This is a genomic window from Enterobacter sp. JH25 (assembly GCF_021725435.1).
Taxonomy (GTDB): domain Bacteria; phylum Pseudomonadota; class Gammaproteobacteria; order Enterobacterales; family Enterobacteriaceae; genus Enterobacter; species Enterobacter intestinihominis.
The window spans coordinates 502,840-522,141 of sequence record NZ_CP091319.1; the positions used below are offsets into that span (position 1 = coordinate 502,840).

At 57.3% G+C, this 19,302-nt stretch carries 16 protein-coding genes and 1 pseudogene; 4 read left to right on the forward strand and 13 right to left on the reverse strand.

Going from position 1 to position 19,302, the window contains the following annotated elements; genetic code table 11:
• The first annotated feature begins 22 nt into the window (after positions 1 to 22).
• Positions 23 to 682, forward strand: coding sequence for a MurR/RpiR family transcriptional regulator (locus L2Y28_RS02420; RefSeq protein WP_022646872.1), 660 nt, complete (start codon positions 23 to 25; stop codon positions 680 to 682).
• Between the two features lie 8 nt (positions 683 to 690).
• Here the strand turns inward: L2Y28_RS02420 and L2Y28_RS02425 are convergent, their stop codons facing one another.
• The 4 genes from L2Y28_RS02425 to treR form a co-directional block, all read right to left on the reverse strand.
• Positions 691 to 1,437: an oligogalacturonate-specific porin KdgM family protein gene (locus L2Y28_RS02425; protein WP_022646873.1), complete on the reverse strand. Its 747-nt coding sequence runs from the start codon at positions 1,435 to 1,437 to the stop codon at positions 691 to 693.
• A gap of 134 nt (positions 1,438 to 1,571) precedes the next feature.
• Positions 1,572 to 3,227: an alpha,alpha-phosphotrehalase gene (gene treC, locus L2Y28_RS02430; protein WP_022646874.1), complete on the reverse strand. Its 1,656-nt coding sequence runs from the start codon at positions 3,225 to 3,227 to the stop codon at positions 1,572 to 1,574.
• A gap of 51 nt (positions 3,228 to 3,278) precedes the next feature.
• Positions 3,279 to 4,697: a PTS trehalose transporter subunit IIBC gene (gene treB, locus L2Y28_RS02435; protein ID WP_022646875.1), complete on the reverse strand. Its 1,419-nt coding sequence runs from the start codon at positions 4,695 to 4,697 to the stop codon at positions 3,279 to 3,281.
• A 127-nt stretch (positions 4,698 to 4,824) separates the two neighbouring features.
• Complete coding sequence (gene treR / locus L2Y28_RS02440; protein WP_022646876.1) at positions 4,825 to 5,772, reverse strand: trehalose operon repressor TreR; 948 nt, start codon at positions 5,770 to 5,772, stop codon at positions 4,825 to 4,827.
• Positions 5,773 to 6,158: 386 nt separating this feature from the next.
• Here treR and mgtA point away from each other — a divergent pair, with 386 nt between their 5' ends.
• On the forward strand, positions 6,159 to 8,867 hold the full coding sequence (gene mgtA, locus L2Y28_RS02445; protein ID WP_022646877.1) for a magnesium-translocating P-type ATPase: 2,709 nt from the start codon (positions 6,159 to 6,161) through the stop codon (positions 8,865 to 8,867).
• A gap of 210 nt (positions 8,868 to 9,077) precedes the next feature.
• On the forward strand, positions 9,078 to 11,462 hold the full coding sequence (locus tag L2Y28_RS02450) for a beta-N-acetylhexosaminidase (protein WP_022646878.1): 2,385 nt from the start codon (positions 9,078 to 9,080) through the stop codon (positions 11,460 to 11,462).
• 82 nt (positions 11,463 to 11,544) lie between these two features.
• Here the strand turns inward: L2Y28_RS02450 and gbpA are convergent, their stop codons facing one another.
• The 5 genes from gbpA to L2Y28_RS02475 form a co-directional block, all read right to left on the reverse strand.
• On the reverse strand, positions 11,545 to 12,996 hold the full coding sequence (gene gbpA / locus L2Y28_RS02455; protein ID WP_022646879.1) for an N-acetylglucosamine-binding protein GbpA: 1,452 nt from the start codon (positions 12,994 to 12,996) through the stop codon (positions 11,545 to 11,547).
• A 136-nt stretch (positions 12,997 to 13,132) separates the two neighbouring features.
• Positions 13,133 to 13,519: a 2-iminobutanoate/2-iminopropanoate deaminase gene (gene ridA / locus L2Y28_RS02460; RefSeq protein ID WP_003863373.1), complete on the reverse strand. Its 387-nt coding sequence runs from the start codon at positions 13,517 to 13,519 to the stop codon at positions 13,133 to 13,135.
• A gap of 73 nt (positions 13,520 to 13,592) precedes the next feature.
• Positions 13,593 to 14,054 carry an aspartate carbamoyltransferase regulatory subunit gene (gene pyrI, locus L2Y28_RS02465; RefSeq protein ID WP_003863370.1) on the reverse strand — a complete coding sequence of 154 codons (462 nt, stop codon included), beginning with the start codon at positions 14,052 to 14,054 and terminating at the stop codon, positions 13,593 to 13,595.
• A 12-nt stretch (positions 14,055 to 14,066) separates the two neighbouring features.
• Positions 14,067 to 14,999 (reverse strand): aspartate carbamoyltransferase, encoded by a 933-nt coding sequence (pyrB, locus tag L2Y28_RS02470; RefSeq protein WP_003863368.1) that lies wholly within the window; start codon positions 14,997 to 14,999, stop codon positions 14,067 to 14,069.
• A gap of 34 nt (positions 15,000 to 15,033) precedes the next feature.
• On the reverse strand, positions 15,034 to 15,138 hold the full coding sequence (locus tag L2Y28_RS02475) for a pyrBI operon leader peptide (protein ID WP_022646880.1): 105 nt from the start codon (positions 15,136 to 15,138) through the stop codon (positions 15,034 to 15,036).
• Between L2Y28_RS02475 and L2Y28_RS02480 the strand changes: the two are divergent.
• Positions 15,118 to 15,235, forward strand: a pseudogene (locus tag L2Y28_RS02480) (hypothetical protein). The gene L2Y28_RS02475 and the pseudogene L2Y28_RS02480 overlap by 21 nt on opposite strands.
• A gap of 3 nt (positions 15,236 to 15,238) precedes the next feature.
• On the opposite strand, the gene L2Y28_RS02485 reads toward L2Y28_RS02480, so the two are convergent.
• The 4 genes from L2Y28_RS02485 to arcC all read right to left on the reverse strand — a co-directional run bounded on the left by L2Y28_RS02485 (position 15,239) and on the right by arcC (position 19,294).
• Entirely contained in the window at positions 15,239 to 15,718 is a 480-nt protein-coding gene (locus L2Y28_RS02485) for an arginine repressor (RefSeq protein WP_003863366.1), read from the reverse strand.
• 80 nt (positions 15,719 to 15,798) lie between these two features.
• Positions 15,799 to 17,202 carry a YfcC family protein gene (locus tag L2Y28_RS02490; protein ID WP_022646882.1) on the reverse strand — a complete coding sequence of 468 codons (1,404 nt, stop codon included), beginning with the start codon at positions 17,200 to 17,202 and terminating at the stop codon, positions 15,799 to 15,801.
• Between the two features lie 46 nt (positions 17,203 to 17,248).
• Positions 17,249 to 18,253 carry an ornithine carbamoyltransferase gene (argF, locus tag L2Y28_RS02495; RefSeq protein WP_023330109.1) on the reverse strand — a complete coding sequence of 335 codons (1,005 nt, stop codon included), beginning with the start codon at positions 18,251 to 18,253 and terminating at the stop codon, positions 17,249 to 17,251.
• Positions 18,254 to 18,382: 129 nt separating this feature from the next.
• Entirely contained in the window at positions 18,383 to 19,294 is a 912-nt protein-coding gene (arcC, locus tag L2Y28_RS02500; protein ID WP_022646884.1) for a carbamate kinase, read from the reverse strand.
• Positions 19,295 to 19,302 lie beyond the last annotated feature (8 nt).

The following is a 19,302-nucleotide window of genomic DNA, read 5'->3' on the forward strand; positions in this document are numbered from 1 at the left end:
GGGATTAAACGGGGCGTAATAGATGAATTCATTCCAGGGAAGTGAGCGTTTGATATTTGAATACATTCAGCATCATGCATATAATATTTCTAATATATCGGCAAAAGAGATTGCCCGTGACACCTTTACCACGACAACATCCGTTAATCGTGTATGTAAAAAAATGGGCTATAAAAGCTATACCGAGCTTCGGTACCGTTTTTTACGCGACCATTTTACGCCTGCACCTGCCGCCCCCGACATGGGGTCACAGGCGGATGATATTGTGACAGAAATGGCCAGGTTGCTTACGCATTCCAGCCATATCTATCTGTACGCACGGGGAGCCTCGCTCACCAGCCTCAACTACCTGTCGCGCTTTTTGTCGCTGGCGAGCCTGCCGCACCTTATTTTGAATGACATGCACCAGCTGACGCGGGTATCGAAGGGGACGCTGGTGTTGATCAGTAAATCCGGGGAGACGCAGTCGCTGATTGAAATGGCGCGTAACGCGCTGCGCAAAGGGTTGAAGATTATTGCGATTACCCGTCAGGGGTCGACATTGGTGTCGATCTCAACGCTATGCTGGCCGTTACCAATCGACATTAACGCAGTGTCTTTGTATCAGCGGGAAGGTCAGCTTGAACTGTTGAGTGCCGTGGACCGTATCGGCTGCAGGCTGCTACAGCACGATACGGTGTAGTCAGGCCGTCAGAGCTGCTTAACTATTCCCAGACGTACGGCATAATCATTTTCATGGTTGCCGTCATCGTTGATATAGGTTTTATCCAGCGATACAAGCTCGACGTAAGGCGTCCAGCCGTCGTCGAGCTTGTAGTTGAATGCGACGGTATGCTCCCAGTAGGTGTCATCCCCGGTTCCCTGATCGACGTTATCCTGCCAGCGGAAGCGCGGGTTGTAGGACATACCGAATTTGCCGATGTTATACGCGAACCAAATGTCGAACTGGTGTGACTGGCGGCGGGTATAACCGCTGCCGTCGAGTTCTTTATCGCTGTGCGCGTCATTGACGGTGTTATAGCGGTAGCGGGCGGAGAGATTCAGACCGTTATCGAATGATTTCCAGCCCTGAATAAAAGGGCGGTAATGCGTATTGCTGGTGGTGAAGACGGTTACCATCCCTGGCGCAACGGCGAAACCATTTCCCAGATCAAAACGCCAGCGCGTTTCGATTTCCTGTGCCGCTTCCGTTAGCCCTTTGTCGTCGGGATTATATCTGTCGGTATCACCAAAAAACGTATCGTTATGGTTTTGTGCGGCTTCAACGGAAAAGTAAAAACCGTTATTCGCCTGATGCATGACCTTAATACGTGAATCATTTACATCTGAGCGCGTATTATGACCAAAGCGAAGATCGACGGACGTATTTCCGCACCATCCCTGCGTGCTCAATAATAATACGCTAATACACGTTGCTTTAATAATTGTCTTTTTCATAATATCCTGCCGAGGTTATTTAATTGGCAGGCTATTTTTATTTTGAGTGCGCCATATTGTAAAAGTTATCGTCGTACATTTAGCGTATCGCTAAACATAAAAAAAGAGATACAGCATGCTGTATCTCCTAAGGTTTATTCCTGTACCCACCAGATAGCTTCAAACGGGCGCAATAGCAACGTATCGGGTCGGAAGGGAACCTCTTCATAGTTGCTGAGTGCCACCCGCCATGCTCGCTCTGCGGGGGCGGGCTGCCACTGCTGGCGCTCGTGGCTCAGGTTCGCCACCACCATCAGCGTTTGCCCCTGCCACTGACGGCGATAGCACCACAGGGAAGGGTGGTCAGGCAGGAGATCCTCATAATCCCCCCACGTCAGCACCGGCAGGGTTTTGCGCAGGCGAATCAGCGACTGATAGGTGTAGAACACCGAATCGGGGTCGTCCAGCGCCGCGCGGGCGTTCACGGTTTCGTAGTTGTCGCAGACACCAATCCACGGTTCGCCCCCGGTAAAGCCCGCATTGTGCGAGGCGTCCCACTGCATCGGCGTGCGCCCATTATCACGTGACTTACTCGCCAGAATCGCCAGCAGTTCATCCGTATCGCGGCCGTTAGCCCGCTGTTCGGCGAACATGTTCAGGCTTTCTACGTCGCGGTAGTCGGTGATACGGCTGAAATGCGGGTTGGTCATGCCCAGCTCTTCACCCTGATAGATATACGGCGTGCCCTGCATCCCGTGCAGCACCATACCGAGCATTTTCGCCGCCGCCACGCGGTGTTCCCCTTCGTCACCAAAGCGTGACACGATGCGCGGCTGGTCATGGTTACACCAGAACAGCGCGTTCCAGGCTTTGTTGTGCATCCCCTGCTGCCAGTGGCGGAAAAGGGTTTTCAGCGCCACGAAGTCCGGCTTCGCAAGCGTCCACTTTTCGCCGCCGGGGTAGTCGACCTTCAGATGATGGAAGTTAAAGGTCATCGACAGCTCGCGCCCGTCGAGCGACGCATACTGCTGACAGTTCTCCAGCGAGGTGGAGGACATCTCGCCCACCGTCATCAGGTTGCGCGGCGTAAAGACATCCCGGCTCATCTCCTGGAGATATTCGTGGATGCGCGGCCCGTCAGTGTAGAAACGTCGGCCATCCCCGATGGTGTCGTCCGGGAAATCCTGATCTTTTGAAATCAGGTTAATGACGTCCAGACGCAAGCCGTCCACGCCGCGATCGGCCCAGAACTCGCACACTTTTTTCAGCTCGGCGCGCACCGCCGGGTTTTCCCAGTTGAGATCCGCCTGCTCCGGCGCGAACAGATGCAGATAATACTGCTCGCTTTCGGCATGCCAGCGCCAGGCGTTGCCGCCAAACTTGGAGCGCCAGTTGTTGGGAAGCGCGTCCGGCGTACCGTCGCGCCAGATATAGAACTCACGGTACGGACTCGCTTTATCCAGCGACTCACGGAACCAGGCGTGCTGCGTGGACGTGTGGTTAAAGACCATATCCAGCACAATGCGGATGCCACGTTCATGCGCCCGGGCAACCAGCTCGTCAAAGTCGTCCAGCGTGCCGTAGGTCGGGTCGATGGCAGTGTAGTTCGCCACGTCGTAACCGTTATCCACCTGCGGGGAGATATAAAACGGCGTCAGCCAGATGGCGTCAATGCCAAGGGTTTTCAGGTAGTCAAGACGCTGCGTTACGCCACGCAGATCGCCGGTGCCGCTGCCGGTGGTATCCTGAAAACTCTTTGGGTAAATCTGATAGATAACGCCGTTCTGCCACCAGTGAGGAAGGGTATTCATAGTACGTTCCTGCAAATGCGAAGGGGCGCAACTGCGCCCCGAAAAAGGGAATTAAACAATCTGCAACGTGCCCTGACGGAACTTACGCTGGTAAACCACGGTAGTCAGCGCCATTGGGATGATAATCGCCACCGCCATCGCCAGCGCAAATACCTGCCAGAATGAAGGCTGAATGGAGAGGATACCCGGCAGGCCGCCGACGCCAATCCCGTTTGCCATTACGCCGTTCAGGCCGCACAGCAAGCCCGCCAGACCGGAGCCGATCATCGCGCAGAGCATCGGGAAGCGATATTTCAGGTTGATACCGTACATCGCCGGTTCAGTGACGCCGAGGTAGGCGGAGATAGCAGCCGGAACGGAGATCTCACGCTCGTTGTGCTTACGGCTGACGATGATGATGCCGGTTACCGCCGAGGCCTGCGCAATGTTAGACAGGGCGATGATCGGCCAGACCGGCGTGCCGCCGAGGCTCTGGATCATCTGCATATCGATCGCCAGCGTGGTCTGGTGCACGCCGGTGATCACCAGCGGAGCGTACAGGAAGCCGAACAGTGCGGCGCCAATCGGTGCGAAGCTGCCGGTCATCAGGTGACGGACTGCGAAGGCCACGCCGTCGCCAATCATGCGGCCAAACGGACCGATAAAGGCATGCGCCAGGAACACCGCCAGGATCAGCGAGCAGACCGGGACCACCACCAGATAGAGATAGTCCGGCACGATGCGCTTCAGACGCGTCTCAATAAAGCCCAGCGCCAGACCCGCCAGCAATGCCGGGATAACCTGCGCCTGGTAGCCCACTTTGGCGATGGTAAACAGGCCGAAGTTCCACACCTCTGGCGTTTGCTGACCAAGTAAGTAAGCGTTCATTAACTGCGGAGAGACCAGCGTCACGCCGAGTACGATTCCGAGAATGGGCGTTCCGCCCATCTTGCGCACCGCTGACCAGCAGATCCCGACCGGCAGATAGAAGAAGATGGCTTCGCCAATCAGCCACAGGAAGTCATAGATGCTTTGCAGCGCCGGGTACATCTGCGCCAGGGTTTTGCCGTCGCTCATTGGCACATCGCCGATGACGTTACGGAAGCCCAGAATTAAGCCCCCGCTGATCAGCGCCGGCAGCAGTGGGAAGAAGATCTCCGCAAAATGGGAAATCAGCTGCTCATGCCATTTCATATTCTGGCGCGCTGCCTTCTTCGCCTGCTCTTTATCGGCGGAAGAGTGCCCGGTAGTCGCCAGCAGAGCCTGATAGTAATCGCCCACTTCGGTACCAATCACCACCTGGAACTGCCCGGCGTTGGTGAAGCAGCCTTTAACCATTTTCAACTCTTCAATGGCTTTCGGATTGGCTTTGGCCGGATCGTTCAGCACGAAGCGCAGGCGGGTAATGCAATGGCTGACGGTGGCGATGTTCTCGCGTCCGCCGACCAGGACGATCAGCTGATCGATATCGGCTTGTTTGACTTTACTCATCATGAAACCTCATGACAGATGGTGAAAGGGGTTATGACCTGTGCGCAAGCCTACTCCTTCAACGTGACGGCGAAAATGGGAACGTTCCCGAAATCGGGCGAAGATCACAATAATCCATTCAAAAAAATTATGACAGGCGGGCTGGAATAACGATCTGACGGGGCTCGGTACGCCCGGTAATTTGCTCGATCAGCTGCGCGGCAGCCTGCCGGCCAGACTCGGCATAACCCGGGTCAACGCTGATAATCTCCGGGTGTAAGAACTTCATCAGCGGCGTGCTTCCCACGCTCGCTAACTGCAGCTCCCCGATGCGTTGTTCCTGCAAATATTTGCTCGCACCCAATGCAAGGGTATCCGTGGCGCACACCAGGGCGGTGGTTTGTGCAGTCAGCACGCTGGCGACCTGCTCATATCCCTGTTTCATACCCAGTCCAGGCAGCGCGGCCACGGCGGGGAGATTGTTTTTTTTACAAAACGCCAGGTACGCTTCATGGCGACGCTTGCCGGTGGTGATGTCGGCATGCGGCACGCCGAGATAGCTGATATGCCGATGGCCCTGTTCATACAGGCGCTGCATCAGGATCACGATTGCCCCTTCGTCATCGTAACAGACAGAGGCAAACCCGCTGGCGTCGCGCGCCAGCAGCACCAGAGACGGCTGCCAGGGTTTAAGCATGTCCTCTTTAAGGCCGGTAAACCCGAACAGCACTACGCCATCAATGTTGCGGCGCTGAAGCATACCGAGATGCTCCTCCACCATTTGCGCCGAGAACTTGCTCTCCATCATGATCGGATCGTAGCCCTGCTCGTAGAACGCGGGCAGCATCGTCTGTACGGCGAGGTTTTCGGAGAGGGAATCCAGACGCGAGACAATAATGGCGACCACTTTATCGCTCTGCCCGCGCATGGCGCGCGCGGAGCGGGAAGGGGAAAAACCGTGCTGATTCATCACCGCCTCGACGCGCTCGCGTGTGCGCTCGCTGACACCGCTTTCGTTGTTAAGCACGCGTGAGACGGTCGATTTCCCCACGCCGCTTAAACGCGCGATGTCTTTAATCGTAAGGCGGTTCTGCATGCTGTATTCCCTGTAACAACGATAAAATAATCAGTTGAGCCTAATGCTATCCTGCGAATTCGCTATGGGCAAAGTCTGGTTTACGTGCGGTTTATTTACGAGGGGGTATCATACCGCCCGAATAGTCACAAAAGGTATGGTTAAATCCTTATACTGCGCGACGACATCCCATTTTTAACTTACCGGAGGCCACATGGATCCCGATCCCACACCTCTCCTGACCAGGAGAAAACCTTCTTTCCGGTAAGCCAGCCTTTTGCTGTCTCACCGGCGTGAGGCAGCAACGTTCATACGTTCCTGCTTGATAAATTAAGTGCCTGACAGGTACGGCTCTGCCACGCCTGCGGGAAAACTGCGTCCGCCTTTGCGGATGCGGGGGAATGACTATGCTGAAAAATATCACCCGGCAGCTGTTCGCGCAGCTGAGCCGCCACCTGCCACATCGCCTGATTGCGCGCGATCCGCTGCCAAATGCCAACACCCTGGCGGGCGCGGAAATCCCCGCTTCCCTGACCGAGCGCTGCCTGAACGTGGCGGCGATGGATGAAAACGAAGTCTGGCGTGCCTTTGGCGGCCACCCGGAAGGGCTGAACGCGCAAGAAGTGTCAAAAATCCGCGAGGAACATGGCGATAACCAGATCCCGGCGCAAAAACCCTCTCCATGGTGGGTCCACCTGTGGCTCTGCTACCGCAATCCGTTCAACCTGCTGCTGACGGTGCTCGGGATTATCTCTTACGCCACTGAAGATCTGTTTGCCGCAGGCGTAATTGCCCTGATGGTGGGGATCTCCACGCTGCTTAACTTTATTCAGGAAGCGCGCTCCACCAAAGCGGCGGATGCGCTGAAAGCGATGGTCAGCAATACTGCCACCGTGTCGCGTGTGATTAACGACCTCGGCGAAAACGCCTGGATTGAACTGCCCATTGACCAGCTGGTGCCGGGCGATCTGGTGAAGCTGGCGGCGGGGGACATGATCCCGGCGGATTTACGCATCATCCAGGCGCGGGATCTGTTCGTCGCGCAGGCGTCACTCACCGGTGAATCCCTGCCCGTAGAGAAGGTGGCGCGGACCCGCGATCCGCAGCAGATGAACCCGCTGGAATGCGACACCCTGTGCTTTATGGGCACCACGGTGGTCAGCGGCACGGCGCAGGCCATTGTCACCGCTACCGGCGGCAACACCTGGTTTGGGCAGCTTGCCGGACGCGTCAGCGAGCAGGAGAGCGAGCCGAACGCATTCCAGAAAGGCATTGGCCGCGTCAGCATGCTGCTGATCCGCTTTATGATGGTCATGACGCCGATTGTCCTGCTGATCAATGGCTACACCAAAGGTGACTGGTGGGAAGCGGCGCTGTTCGCCCTCTCCGTGGCTGTCGGCTTAACGCCGGAAATGCTGCCGATGATTGTCACCTCCACGCTGGCGCGCGGGGCGGTCAAACTCTCTAAACAAAAGGTGATCGTCAAACATCTCGACGCCATCCAGAACTTTGGCGCGATGGACATTCTTTGCACCGATAAAACCGGCACCCTGACACAGGACAAAATCGTGCTGGAGAACCACACCGATATCGCCGGAAAGACCAGCGAACGGGTGCTGTACAGCGCGTGGCTGAACAGTCACTACCAGACAGGGCTGAAAAACCTGCTCGACGTGGCGGTGCTGGAAGGTGTGGATGAAGAGTCTGCCCGCATGCTCTCCGGCCGCTGGCAGAAGGTGGACGAAATTCCGTTCGACTTTGAACGGCGCCGCATGTCGGTGGTGGTCAGCGAGCAGCCGGACGTACATCAGCTGATCTGCAAAGGGGCATTGCAGGAGATCCTGAATGTTTCCACGCAGGTGCGTCATAACGGCGAGATCGTGCCGCTGGATGAGACCATGCTGCGCCGCATCAAACGCGTCACCGATAACCTGAACCGTCAGGGGCTGCGCGTGGTGGCGGTAGCAAGCAAGTTCCTGCCCGCGCGGGAAGGGGACTACCAGCGTATCGATGAATCCGATTTGATCCTCGAGGGTTACATCGCATTCCTCGATCCGCCGAAAGAGACCACCGCGCCGGCGCTGAAAGCGCTGAAAGCGAGCGGGATCACCGTCAAAATCCTGACCGGCGACAGCGAGCTGGTGGCGGCCAAAGTGTGCCACGAAGTGGGCCTGGACGCGGGCGACGTCGTGGTGGGGAGCGACATTGAGCACCTGTCCGACGATGAGCTGGCCGAGCTTGCCCTGCGCACCACGCTGTTTGCCCGCCTGACGCCGATGCATAAAGAACGCATCGTCACTCTGCTGCGTCGTGAAGGGCACGTGGTGGGCTTTATGGGCGACGGCATCAACGATGCGCCAGCCCTGCGTGCGGCGGATATCGGTATCTCCGTGGACGGCGCGGTGGATATCGCCCGCGAGGCGGCAGATATCATTCTGCTGGAAAAGAGCCTGATGGTGCTGGAGGAGGGCGTCATCGAAGGGCGTCGCACCTTCGCTAATATGCTCAAATACATCAAAATGACCGCCAGCTCCAACTTCGGTAACGTCTTCAGCGTGCTGGTGGCGAGCGCCTTCCTGCCGTTCCTGCCGATGCTGCCGCTGCACCTGCTGATTCAGAACCTGATGTACGATGTCTCTCAGGTCGCCATCCCGTTTGATAACGTGGACGACGAGCAGATCCAGAAGCCGCAGCGCTGGAACCCCGCCGATCTGGGGCGCTTTATGCTGTTCTTTGGGCCAATCAGCTCCATCTTTGACATTCTGACCTTCTGCCTGATGTGGTTTGTGTTCCACGCCAACACCCCGGAACACCAGACGCTGTTCCAGTCCGGCTGGTTCGTGGTGGGGCTGCTGTCCCAGACCCTGATTGTGCATATGATCCGCACCCGCCGCATTCCGTTTATCCAGAGCCGTGCCGCATGGCCGCTGATCGTGATGACGGGCATTGTGATGGCGCTCGGGATCGCGCTGCCGTTCTCGCCGCTTGCAAGTTACCTGCAACTTCAGGCGCTGCCGCTGAGCTACTTCCCGTGGCTGGTGGCGATCCTCGCGGGTTACATGGTGCTGACGCAGATGGTCAAAGGGTTCTATAGCCGTCGGTATGGATGGCAGTAAAAACATACCCTCACCCTGACCCTCTCCCTAGAAGGGAGAGGGGATGATTACACCCTCTCCCCTTTGGGGAGAGGGTCGGGGTGAGGAGACTGGCTTTCCACCCAAATTCAACAACCTGTGATCTCCGTCGGCGCATTCGCTTGACGACAATTTGAGCGCATGTTAACAGAATGTTTTGCCTTTATTTGGCCCGTCAGATAAGGAACATTCATGTTACGGTACAGTCTCTTAACCGCCGGGCTTATGCTCGGCGCCTCTGCCTTTGCCGCCCCGGCAGGCGACCTTCCCTTAATGCCCTGGCCTGCGAAGGTTGAACGCCCGACCACGCAAGGTGCGCTGGTGCTTAACAATCAACTCACCGTGAGCGTCAGCGGCGACGATCTGGGGGATGCGGTCAACCGCCTGCGCCAGCGCATCGCCCTGCAAACTGGCTGGACGCTACAGCCGCAGGCCGAAAAACCTGACAATCCAACCATCCGTATTTCCATCGCTAAAAAAGTGAAGCCGCAGCCGCTGCCGGACAGCGATGAGAGCTATAAACTCACGGTGGACGCCAACGGCGTAAATATCTCCGCCAACACCCGCTTCGGCGCGCTGCGCGCCATGGAAACCTTGCTCCAGCTGATGCAGAACGGTGCCGAAAACACCTCGATTCCGTGGGTTACCATTGAAGATTCGCCGCGCTTCCCGTGGCGCGGGCTGCTGCTCGATTCAGCGCGCCATTTCATCCCGTTACCCGATATCAAACGCCAGATCGACGGCATGGCCGCGGCTAAGCTCAACGTCCTGCACTGGCATTTGACGGACGATCAGGGTTGGCGCTTTACCTCGAAGCGTTATCCAAAATTAACCCAGCTTGCCAGCGATGGGCTGTTCTACACCCCGGAGCAGATGCGCGAGATTGTGCGTTACGCTGCCGAGCGCGGCATACGCGTGGTGCCGGAAATTGATATGCCGGGCCACGCCTCGGCGATTGCCGTCGCCTACCCGGAGCTGATGAGCGCGCCGGGGCCGTACGCCATGGAGCGCCACTGGGGCGTGCTTAAGCCAGTGCTGGATCCCACCAAAGAGGCGACCTATACCTTTGCCGACGCGATGGTCAGCGAACTGGCGGCGATCTTCCCGGATCCGTATCTGCATATTGGCGGCGATGAGGTTGACGACAGCCAGTGGAAAGCGAACGCTGCGATCCAGAGATTCATGCGCGACAACAAACTGGCGGACAGCCATGCGTTGCAGGCGTATTTCAACCGCAAGCTGGAGACGATCCTTGAGAAGCACCACCGGCAGATGGTTGGCTGGGATGAGATCTACCATCCCGATCTGCCGAAAAGCATTCTGATCCAGTCCTGGCAGGGACAGGACGCGCTGGGGCAGGTGGCGCAGAACGGCTATAAGGGCATTCTCTCTACCGGTTTCTACCTTGATCAGCCGCAATCCACCGCCTACCACTACCGCAATGAAATTGTGCCGCAGGGGTTGAACGGCGTGGATGTGATAGCAGACACCGACAGCGTCCAGAGCTGGGCTTTCTCGATGCCGCGTCTGAAAGGCAAGCCGGTGGAAGGCAGCTTTACGCTGGTGAAAGGCGATGCTGGCTGGCGCGGATTCATTGATTTTGCCGGGAAATCGCGTCGGGCGGTGGATAACATTCAGTGGCGGGACGACAATCAGGTAACGTTTACCGTTGATACCTGGATGGGTGAAACGCGTCCGGTCGTTTCTGTTGAGAACGATAAGCTCAGCGGCTATTTCCTGGTGGGTAACGCCCGCTACCCGATTAGCGGCACGCGTCTGGACGAGGTGCCGAAAGGCGTTCCGCCGGTGGTGCCGGACCCGGCGAACGAGGCCAATCTGCTCGGCGGTGAAGCCGCGCTGTGGGCGGAAAACGTGATCGCGCCAGTGCTGGATATCCGTCTGTGGCCGCGCGCCTTTGCGGTGGCGGAGCGGCTTTGGTCGGCGAAGGACGTCAACGACATCGACAACATGTATACCCGGCTCCAGGCGATGGACAGCTGGTCCACGGTATCGGTTGGGCTACAGCAGCATACCCAGCAGCAGATACAATTCACGCGCCTCGCTAACAATGCGGATACCTTGCCGCTGCAAATCCTCGCCCAGGCGCTTGAACCGGCGCAGTATTACACCCGTCAGCATCTTAAGTTCCAGGCCGGAAACTATCATCAGTTTGAGCCGCTCAACCGGCTCGCTGACGCGCTAAACGCGGAAAGTGCGACCGTGCGTCAGATGAATAAATGGGCTGACCGTCTGGTGAGCGATTCGGAAGACACGGAGAGCGCCGACGCGCTGCGCCACGTCTTTAACCGCTGGCAGAACAACACCAGCGACGTGCTGGCCTTGAGCGAAAACAGCTATCAGTTGAAGGCCATCAAACCGGTGATTCAGGAGGTGGACAAGCTGGCCTCGATTGGCCTGCGGCTGACGGATCTGGTGGCACGTCAGGGAACGCTGGATGATAAAGAGATCGCGTCGATCCAGAGCGAACTGGATAATGCGGCGAAAATCCAGGACGAGGTGGTGATTGCGGCGGTGTACCCGCTGGAAACGCTGCTCAGAGCGACGCGGAATCAGTAGTAAAGAACCCTCTCCCAAAGGGAGAGGGAATATATACACCCTCTCCCTTTGGGAGAGGGCTGGGGTGAGGGAATCAGAACACTCAGTTCTTCAACACCCACGCCTCTTTCCAGTGCGCGCCAACGCCAGGCTCAAACTGGTTTGCGGTTGGGCTGTACTGCACGCAGTAGCCGCTGTACGGGAAAGGCTTACATTCGTAGGTCTTACCGTCTTTTGGCTGTAGTACCACGGTGCCTGCTTTGTACGAGGCGATATTCTCCGGGAAGGTAAAGTCGTGGTGGCCGGTGCTGTCCGCAGCCGCATCGCTTTCCAGCATCAGGTTCAGCACGTCCTGGGCGAACATCGTGCCGTCTTTATTGGTCGCGTAGTATTTCAGCATATGGTGTCCCGCCGTCACGTCAGTCAACGTCATGGTCACGTCCTGATTGACGTTGTTCATGTCCTGCTTCAGGTAACCTTTTTCCGCACCGTGGTGGTTCATCACGTGTGCTTCAAAATTAACGTCACCCTGCGTGTTGACGTGGAAGGTGACGGTCGCGTTGCCATGTTCGATTTTGCTGTATTGCAGATCGGAAACGGCGATGGTCTCGCTCACCTGCGCTTTTTGCTCTTCATAGGAGATGGCAACGGATTTCAGCGTGCTGCCCTCTTTCACGAATACGCTGTTGGCGCCGTGAACCGGGCTGATGTCACCGGCTTCATCTTTAACACCGACGCGGACATCGCTCTGAGCGGTGTTGATCTTCTGCGCCAGATCGTAAGACCACTGGTTAGCGTCGCCTTGTTCAGCAGAGCCGATGGTCATTTCGGTACGCATGGCGGTCACTTCACCGTTGGCGTCGAAGAAGCGTGCGATAACCTTATCGCCCACGTTCAGGTTATTACCGGCAATCTGGCCGCTAAGGGTTTTGCTCCATTCGGAAACGATCGCAGGCGTTTCATCCGGGGTAACGTTGCCACCATTCCCGAAATCAACGTCAATGGCCTGATAAAAGCTATTTGAGGTGTCCGCAATTTCCCACACGCCGTAAATAACCTGGTACCCCGTACGCGCAGGAACATTGCAAGTCATAGATTTTGTTACGGCTGGTGCCTGACTATTTCCGTTGATCGTACAGAATGGAGTTAATTCAAATTGATCGCGAGTCAGCGGCTTATTTGGATCCCAATTTTGTTTGGTGATGTAATAGCGCCAGTTAGTGGTTTTATGCGGTGCAGTATGATGCCAGACGAACTCATGCGGGCCTGCTGTTATCGGGTTTTTGGTCCAGGCATTCAGGCTTTGCTTATCCAGCTGAGAATACTGGGAAATACCTGCACTGGCGAGCTGGCCGTCCGGCGGCATAGCGCCGGTCGGGAAACCGGAAGTTTTTTCCACGCTCTGCGGTTCATACTGTACAGCGCCGCAATCAATATTTTGGCCAAGCTTACACATATAGGCGCGGCTGGCTGGAGATTCAATATAGCCGTGAGCAAATGCCGACGATGCAACGGTCACTGTCGCGAGGGCAAGTGCAATTTTTGAAAGTTTCATTACTCATCCATTATTAGAGAATATTACCGGGTGGAGAAGCTTAATAATGGACGGTGCGATTTGTCATTTTATATGGAGAGTAAAAATAGTCGAAATAAAAAGGACAGCTAAGCTGCCCTTTCTTAATTGAATTGAATTAGCGACGTACGGCAATCGCTTCAATTTCAATTTTCACGTCTTTTGGCAGACGCGCCACTTCCACGCAAGAGCGAGCCGGGAAGGTCGCGTTGTGCTCGGTGAAGAACGCTTCGTAAGTGGCGTTAACGGTCGCGAAATCATTCAGATCTTTTACGAACACGGTGGTTTTGACGATATCGCCCACTTTCAGACCGGCAGATTCCACGATCGCCTGCACGTTTTCCAGCGACTGACGCGCCTGCGCCGCTACGTCGGCGGGTACTTCACCGGTTTTTGGGTTCACCGGGATCTGACCAGAAGTGATGATCATGCTGCCCAGATCAACGCCCTGAACGTATGGGCCGATAGCCGCTGGTGCATTTTCCGTCGCGAGTACTTTGCTCATTTTTTCTCCAGAATTACAGCGTTAAGAATGTTCCCGGCCATTATAACAGCCGGGATTTCATTACCAACCTCAATTAGTTGGCCAGCACCACATAATGAGAAAACTCTTTTTCGCAGTATTTGCATTTGAGTGCGATGTCATTGGCGCGTTTTTTCACTGCGAAACTGGAGGAAACCGGCTCAGCATGACTGATGCAGTTGCTGTTCGGGCAGACCAGCACGCTTTCGATGCGATCCGGCAGGCTTGGGCGGGATTTGCCCACCACGTCGTAATCGTCGATGCGGTTAACCGTGGCGTCCGGCGCGTACAGCGACAGCTGGTTAACCTGCTCGTCGGTCAGGAAGGTGTTCTCGATTTTGATCAGGTCTTTACGGCCCATTTCGCCCGACGGCAGGTTCAGGCCGATGGTGATGCGCTGGTCCGTTTCGGTCAGTTTGAACAGCGTCAGCAGTTTAAAGCCCACCTGCGCAGGGATGTGGTCAATCACGGTGCCACGCTTGATGGCTTCAACCTGGAGTTTGTTATCGTGTGTCATGGTCGTCTCCCCTTACAGAGCTAATTCGCGATTCAGAACCAGTGCCAGTAACGCCTGGCGAGCGAAGATGCCGTTTCCGGCCTGCTGGAAGTACCAGGCGTGCGGCGTTTTGTCCACGTCTGTGGTGATCTCATCGATGCGCGGCAGCGGGTGCAGCACCTTCATATTGTCACGCGCGCCTTCAAGGTCGCTGGCGCGCAGCACGAACTGCGCCTTCACGTTGGCGTACTCGGACGGATCCAGACGCTCTTTCTGCACGCGTGTCATGTAGAGAATATCCACGTTGCCCATCACCTCTTCGATACTGGCGTGCAGGCTCCACGCGATGCCTTTCTCGTCCAGCATGTCGAGAATGTACTGCGGCATCGCCAGCGCGTCCGGCGCGATAAAGAAGAAGCGGTTGCCGTTAAATTTCGCCAGCGCCTGGGTCAGGGAGTGGACGGTGCGGCCATATTTCAGGTCGCCGACCATGGCGATGTTCAGGTTCTCAAGCGTGCCCTGCGTCTCCTGAATGGTGAACAGATCCAGCAGGGTCTGCGTCGGATGCTGGTTGGCGCCGTCACCGGCGTTCAGTACCGGAATGCCGCCGGAAAACTCGGTCGCCAGACGCGCCGCGCCCTCCTGCGGGTGGCGCATCACAATCGCGTCAACGTAGGTACTGATAACCGAAATGGTATCCGCCAGGGTTTCGCCTTTTTTGCCCAGCGACGTGTTGCTGCTGTCCGAGAAGCCCACCACGCTCGCGCCCAGACGGTGCATGGAGGTTTCGAAGGAGAGGCGGGTGCGGGTCGAGGCTTCGAAGAAGCAGCTCGCAATCACCTTGTGCTTCAACAGCTCCGGTTGCGGATTGGCCTTCAGTTTTGCCGCGGTTTCCAGAACCAGTTCCAGCTCTTCGCGGCTGAGGTCGTTTATGGAAATGATGTGTTTTTGATAAAGCGGATTCATGTTTATCTCCTGACGCCGGGCAAAAAAAAGCCCCTCAAATGAGGGGCTCTGGGAATAGGTTTAGCAACGGGAAGAAAAACGGCAGGCCAGCGTCTGATTTCAGACGCGGTAAGACGTTATGTCGTACACGCTTGACCATGCTTCCTCCCGGCAAATTGTCGGGCATTATACGCAGCTCGCTTTTGGGATCAAGCGATTTAATGCACGCTTTACTCAATGCAAACGGTTCTTTGTGAATATTAATGCGTTCTGAGTAAATAATTAATTTGCTTATGCACCAGCGCGGTGCGCTTCACTACGCGGGGCGCGACCCAGACAATACTGCTCCCGGCCACTACACCTAAAATTTCCGGTAACTGGTGATAATCCAGAATACGCGCCACCGCGCGGCCATATCCGGCGACGGTATGGATAAGGATAAATTCGCTGTTGTGCTCCACGCTCACCACCATTTCAGAGACCGTACGCGCCGCGTCGGGGGCCGGGCGCAGCTGGGGATTCAGCGAATAAATCTTTAGCCCTTTGGCATTGCGAATTTTTATGACACCAAGCAACTTGAGCAGACGTGAAACGGTGGACTGGCTGATGGTCTCAAAACCACGCTCCTGTAAGTCACGGCGGATCTCTTCCTGGGAGAGATAGCTCTTTTCCGCGATCAGACGCTGGCAGACCGTTAGCTGTAGTTGCTCTTTGGGAGAGTACTCTTCGTAATCCATCATAGTTCCCATATCAGTTCCCGAAATAACCGGTGGCACCGCACCGATCCGTAGGCCGGATAAGCGCAGCGCCATCCGGCAAATCACAACAAAGCGCCCAGGCTTAACGCCACCATAATCACCACCGTTAAAATCCCCAGCAGCGGCGCGACCCATTTCAGATAACGCACGTAGGGCACGCGGGCGATAGCCAGCCCGCCCATCACGACGGCAGAGGTGGGAGTGATCAGGTTGACGATGCCGGACGCCGACTGGTAAGCCGTAACCACCAGGTCGCGGTTGACGTTAGCGAAATCGGCAAGGGGCGCCATGATCGGCATCGTCAGAACGGCCAGGCCGGACGAAGAAGGCACAAGAAACGACAGCACCACTTCCAGCCAGTACATCACGTTGATGAACGCCACCGTCGACAATCCGGTGACCATTCCCTCGGCGCTGTGCAAAATGGTGTGGGTAATCATGCCCTTATCCATGATCACTACGATACCGCGCGCGATGCCGATTATCAGCGCGACGCCCAGCAAATCTCGCGCGCCGTTGATAAAGGTTGAGGTCAGCTCCTCTTCGCTCATGCGGGCGATCAGCCCGACGATAATGGCACTGGCGAGGAACACCGCCGAAATCTCCGCCATCCACCAGCCCAGCACCGCCACGCCGTAGATCATCACCGCGAAGGCGAGGGCGAAGATCACCAGGATGAGTTTGCGCACCGGGGTAAATTCCAGCGACTGCTCGCCCTTGTTACCGAGAAAGTGGGCGAGATTTTCTTCCTGCTTATCCGCCACGATCGACAGCGACGGATCCTTGCGCACCTTGCGGGCGTAGCGCATTACCCACGCCACGCAGATGATCCAGCCGATCACCAGCAGCGCGATGCGTAGCATGATGCCGTTGGTGAAGGGGATCCCGGCGGCGTTGGCGGCGATCACCGTGGCGAACGGGTTGATGGTGGATCCGAGCGTGCCGATCCCCGCGCCGAGCAGCACGGTAGAGGCCGCAACCACTGGATCGAACCGCGCTGCCAGCATCACCGGCACCAGTAAGGTATAGAAGGGTAGCGACTCTTCGGCCATGCCGTAAATCGTGCCGCCTGCGGCAAACAGCGCCATCAGGATCGGGATCATCCACTCTTCGCGGCCGCGCAGTCGGGTGGTGACGCGCTCGATCCCGGCGTCTATCGCCCCGGTTTTAGTGACGATCCCGAGGAATCCCCCGATGATCAGAATAAACAGCGCCACGTCGATCGCCCCGGCCTGGCCGGACTCCGGATCGTACAGCCCGGCAATCGGCGCCATCAGCACGGAGACGAGCCCCTGCGGGTGCGCTGCCACGTGCGCGTAAGTGCCAGCAACCGGCACTTCTTTGCCGAGCGCCTCGTTCATCGCCATATGGTACTGCCCGGCCGGAACAATCCACGTCAGCACGGCAACCACGGCAATCAGAAAAAAGAGAATGGTATAAGCGGAGGGAAATTTGAACTTGCCCATGATGTTCTCCTGAACCCGGCGCACCCCGCGGCGCGCCGGGCGGTGATTAGTCGCCGAGTGTCGCCACCATGACCGCTTTAATGGTGTGCATGCGGTTCTCTGCTTCGTCGAAGACGATGGAGTTCGGGGATTCAAAGACCTCTTCCGTCACCTCCAGCCCCTTCAGGCCGTACGCCATCTCGATTTCGCGGCCCACTTTGGTATGTTCGTTGTGGAACGCCGGCAGGCAGTGCATGAACTTGACGTTCGGATTACCGGTGGCCTTCATCACGTCCGCATTAATCTGATACGGCTTCATCAGGCTAACGCGCTCGGCCCACGCCTCCTTCGGCTCGCCCATGGAAACCCACACGTCGGTGTAGAGGAAATCGGTGCCCTGCACGCCTTCTTCCACATCGTCGGTGAGGGTGATGCGCGCGCCGGTCTCTTTGGCGATGGCGCGGCACTGCTCAACCAGCCCGGCCTCCGGCCAGAAGGATTTCGGCGCCACAAGGCGGATATCCATCCCCATTTTGGCTGCGCCGACCATCAGCGAATTACCCATGTTGTTGCGCGCGTCGCCGAGGTAGGCAAAGCTCAGCTCCGGCAGGGTTTTGCCCGGAGAGTGCTCCAGCATAGTCATCAGGTCGGCAAGGATTTGTGTGGGGTGGAACTCGTCGGTCAGGCCGTTCCACACCGGCACTTCCGCGTATTCGCCCAGCTCCTCAACGATGGCCTGGCCGTAGCCGCGGTACTCGATGCCGTCATACATGCGGCCCAGCACGCGCGCGGTGTCCTTCATCGACTCTTTGTGGCCAATCTGCGAGCCGCTTGGGCCGAGGTAGGTGACCTGCGCGCCCTGGTCGAACGCGCCCACTTCAAAGGCGCAGCGGGTGCGGGTGGATGTTTTTTCAAAGATCAGGGCGATGTTTTTCCCGACCAGGGTTTGCTTTTCGCGCCCGGCTTTTTTGGCCGCCTTCAGCTCGATGGCGAGGTCGATCAGGTACTGGATCTCCGCCGGGGTGTAGTCCAGCAGTTTCAGGAAGTTGCGGTTTTTCAGGTTGATGGTCATGGGTAAATCCTTTTTAAAATTAATGTCTAAGACCTTACCCCTCACCCCAGCCCTCTCCCCAAAGGGGAGAGGGTGTAATCGTCCCCTCTCCCTTTTGGGGAGAGGGTTAGGGTGAGGGGAAATGGGTGCTCAGTTACGAATCAACGTGCCTTTCTCGCCCGCCAGGATCTCCGCGCCGTCGGCCAGCGCGCCGATCCCGGCAATGCCGTTGCAGGCTTCAACAAACTCGCGGCAGGCGGCCACTTTTGGCCCCATCGATCCGGCGTCGAACTGCATGCCTCTGAGCAGTTCCGGCGTGACCTGCGCCAGCGGGCGCTGGGTTGGCTTGCCCCAGTCGAGGTACACTGCGTCGGCATCGGTGAGGATCAGCAGGGCATCGGCCTCGATCTGCCGCGCCAGCAGAGCGGCGGAGAGGTCTTTGTCGATCACCGCCTCAATGCCGCGATAACCGTTGGCGTTTTCCACCACCGGCACGCCGCCGCCGCCGTTGCAGATGACCAGGTGGTCGCGCTGAATAAGCGCCGTAATGGCGTCGCTCTCCACGATGCGCTTCGGCTGCGGAGAGGGCACAACGCGGCGGAAATAGGCCCCGTCGACCTTGAACACCCAGCCTTTTTCCGCGGCCAGCGCTTTCGCCTGGGCTTCGCTGTAGACCGGGCCGATGTACTTGGTCGGGTTGCTGAACGCCGGGTCGGCGGCGTCCACTTCCACCTGCGTGAGCAGGACGCTCACCTCGCGCTGGGGCAGATTGTTTTTCAGCGCCTGCTGGAGCATGTAGCCGATCATTCCCTGGCTTTCTGCACCAAGAACGTCCAGCGGGTAGGGGGTGACTTTGTCGTAGGCGCTGTTTTGCAGCGCCAGCAGCCCGACCTGCGGGCCGTTGCCGTGCACCAGCACCACGCGCCATTGCTCCGTTAAGCCTGCGATGGTGCGGGCGGCCTGCTCGATGTTCTGACGCTGGATGTCCGCTTCCAGCGGCTCGCCGCGCTTGAGCAGCGCGTTGCCGCCAAGGGCCACAACCAGAGTGGGTTTTCGTTCCATGATGGCTC

What these genes read in the sequence shown, in the direction of transcription:
- L2Y28_RS02490 (WP_022646882.1), bottom strand. Translation starts at nt 17,202, where the DNA reads ATGGGCAAGTTCAAATTTCCCTCCGCTTATACCATTCTCTTTTTTCTG.
- argF (WP_023330109.1), bottom strand. Translation starts at nt 18,253, where the DNA reads ATGACCATCAACCTGAAAAACCGCAACTTCCTGAAACTGCTGGACTAC.
- mgtA (WP_022646877.1), top strand. Translation starts at nt 6,159, where the DNA reads ATGCTGAAAAATATCACCCGGCAGCTGTTCGCGCAGCTGAGCCGCCAC.
- L2Y28_RS02485 (WP_003863366.1), bottom strand. Translation starts at nt 15,718, where the DNA reads ATGATGGATTACGAAGAGTACTCTCCCAAAGAGCAACTACAGCTAACG.
- ridA (WP_003863373.1), bottom strand. Translation starts at nt 13,519, where the DNA reads ATGAGCAAAGTACTCGCGACGGAAAATGCACCAGCGGCTATCGGCCCA.
- L2Y28_RS02425 (WP_022646873.1), bottom strand. Translation starts at nt 1,437, where the DNA reads ATGAAAAAGACAATTATTAAAGCAACGTGTATTAGCGTATTATTATTG.
- pyrB (WP_003863368.1), bottom strand. Translation starts at nt 14,999, where the DNA reads ATGAATCCGCTTTATCAAAAACACATCATTTCCATAAACGACCTCAGC.
- treB (WP_022646875.1), bottom strand. Translation starts at nt 4,697, where the DNA reads ATGAGTAAAGTCAAACAAGCCGATATCGATCAGCTGATCGTCCTGGTC.
- arcC (WP_022646884.1), bottom strand. Translation starts at nt 19,294, where the DNA reads ATGGAACGAAAACCCACTCTGGTTGTGGCCCTTGGCGGCAACGCGCTG.
- L2Y28_RS02420 (WP_022646872.1), top strand. Translation starts at nt 23, where the DNA reads ATGAATTCATTCCAGGGAAGTGAGCGTTTGATATTTGAATACATTCAG.
- L2Y28_RS02475 (WP_022646880.1), bottom strand. Translation starts at nt 15,138, where the DNA reads ATGGTCAAGCGTGTACGACATAACGTCTTACCGCGTCTGAAATCAGAC.
- treR (WP_022646876.1), bottom strand. Translation starts at nt 5,772, where the DNA reads ATGCAGAACCGCCTTACGATTAAAGACATCGCGCGTTTAAGCGGCGTG.
- treC (WP_022646874.1), bottom strand. Translation starts at nt 3,227, where the DNA reads ATGAATACCCTTCCTCACTGGTGGCAGAACGGCGTTATCTATCAGATT.
- L2Y28_RS02450 (WP_022646878.1), top strand. Translation starts at nt 9,078, where the DNA reads ATGTTACGGTACAGTCTCTTAACCGCCGGGCTTATGCTCGGCGCCTCT.
- pyrI (WP_003863370.1), bottom strand. Translation starts at nt 14,054, where the DNA reads ATGACACACGATAACAAACTCCAGGTTGAAGCCATCAAGCGTGGCACC.
- gbpA (WP_022646879.1), bottom strand. Translation starts at nt 12,996, where the DNA reads ATGAAACTTTCAAAAATTGCACTTGCCCTCGCGACAGTGACCGTTGCA.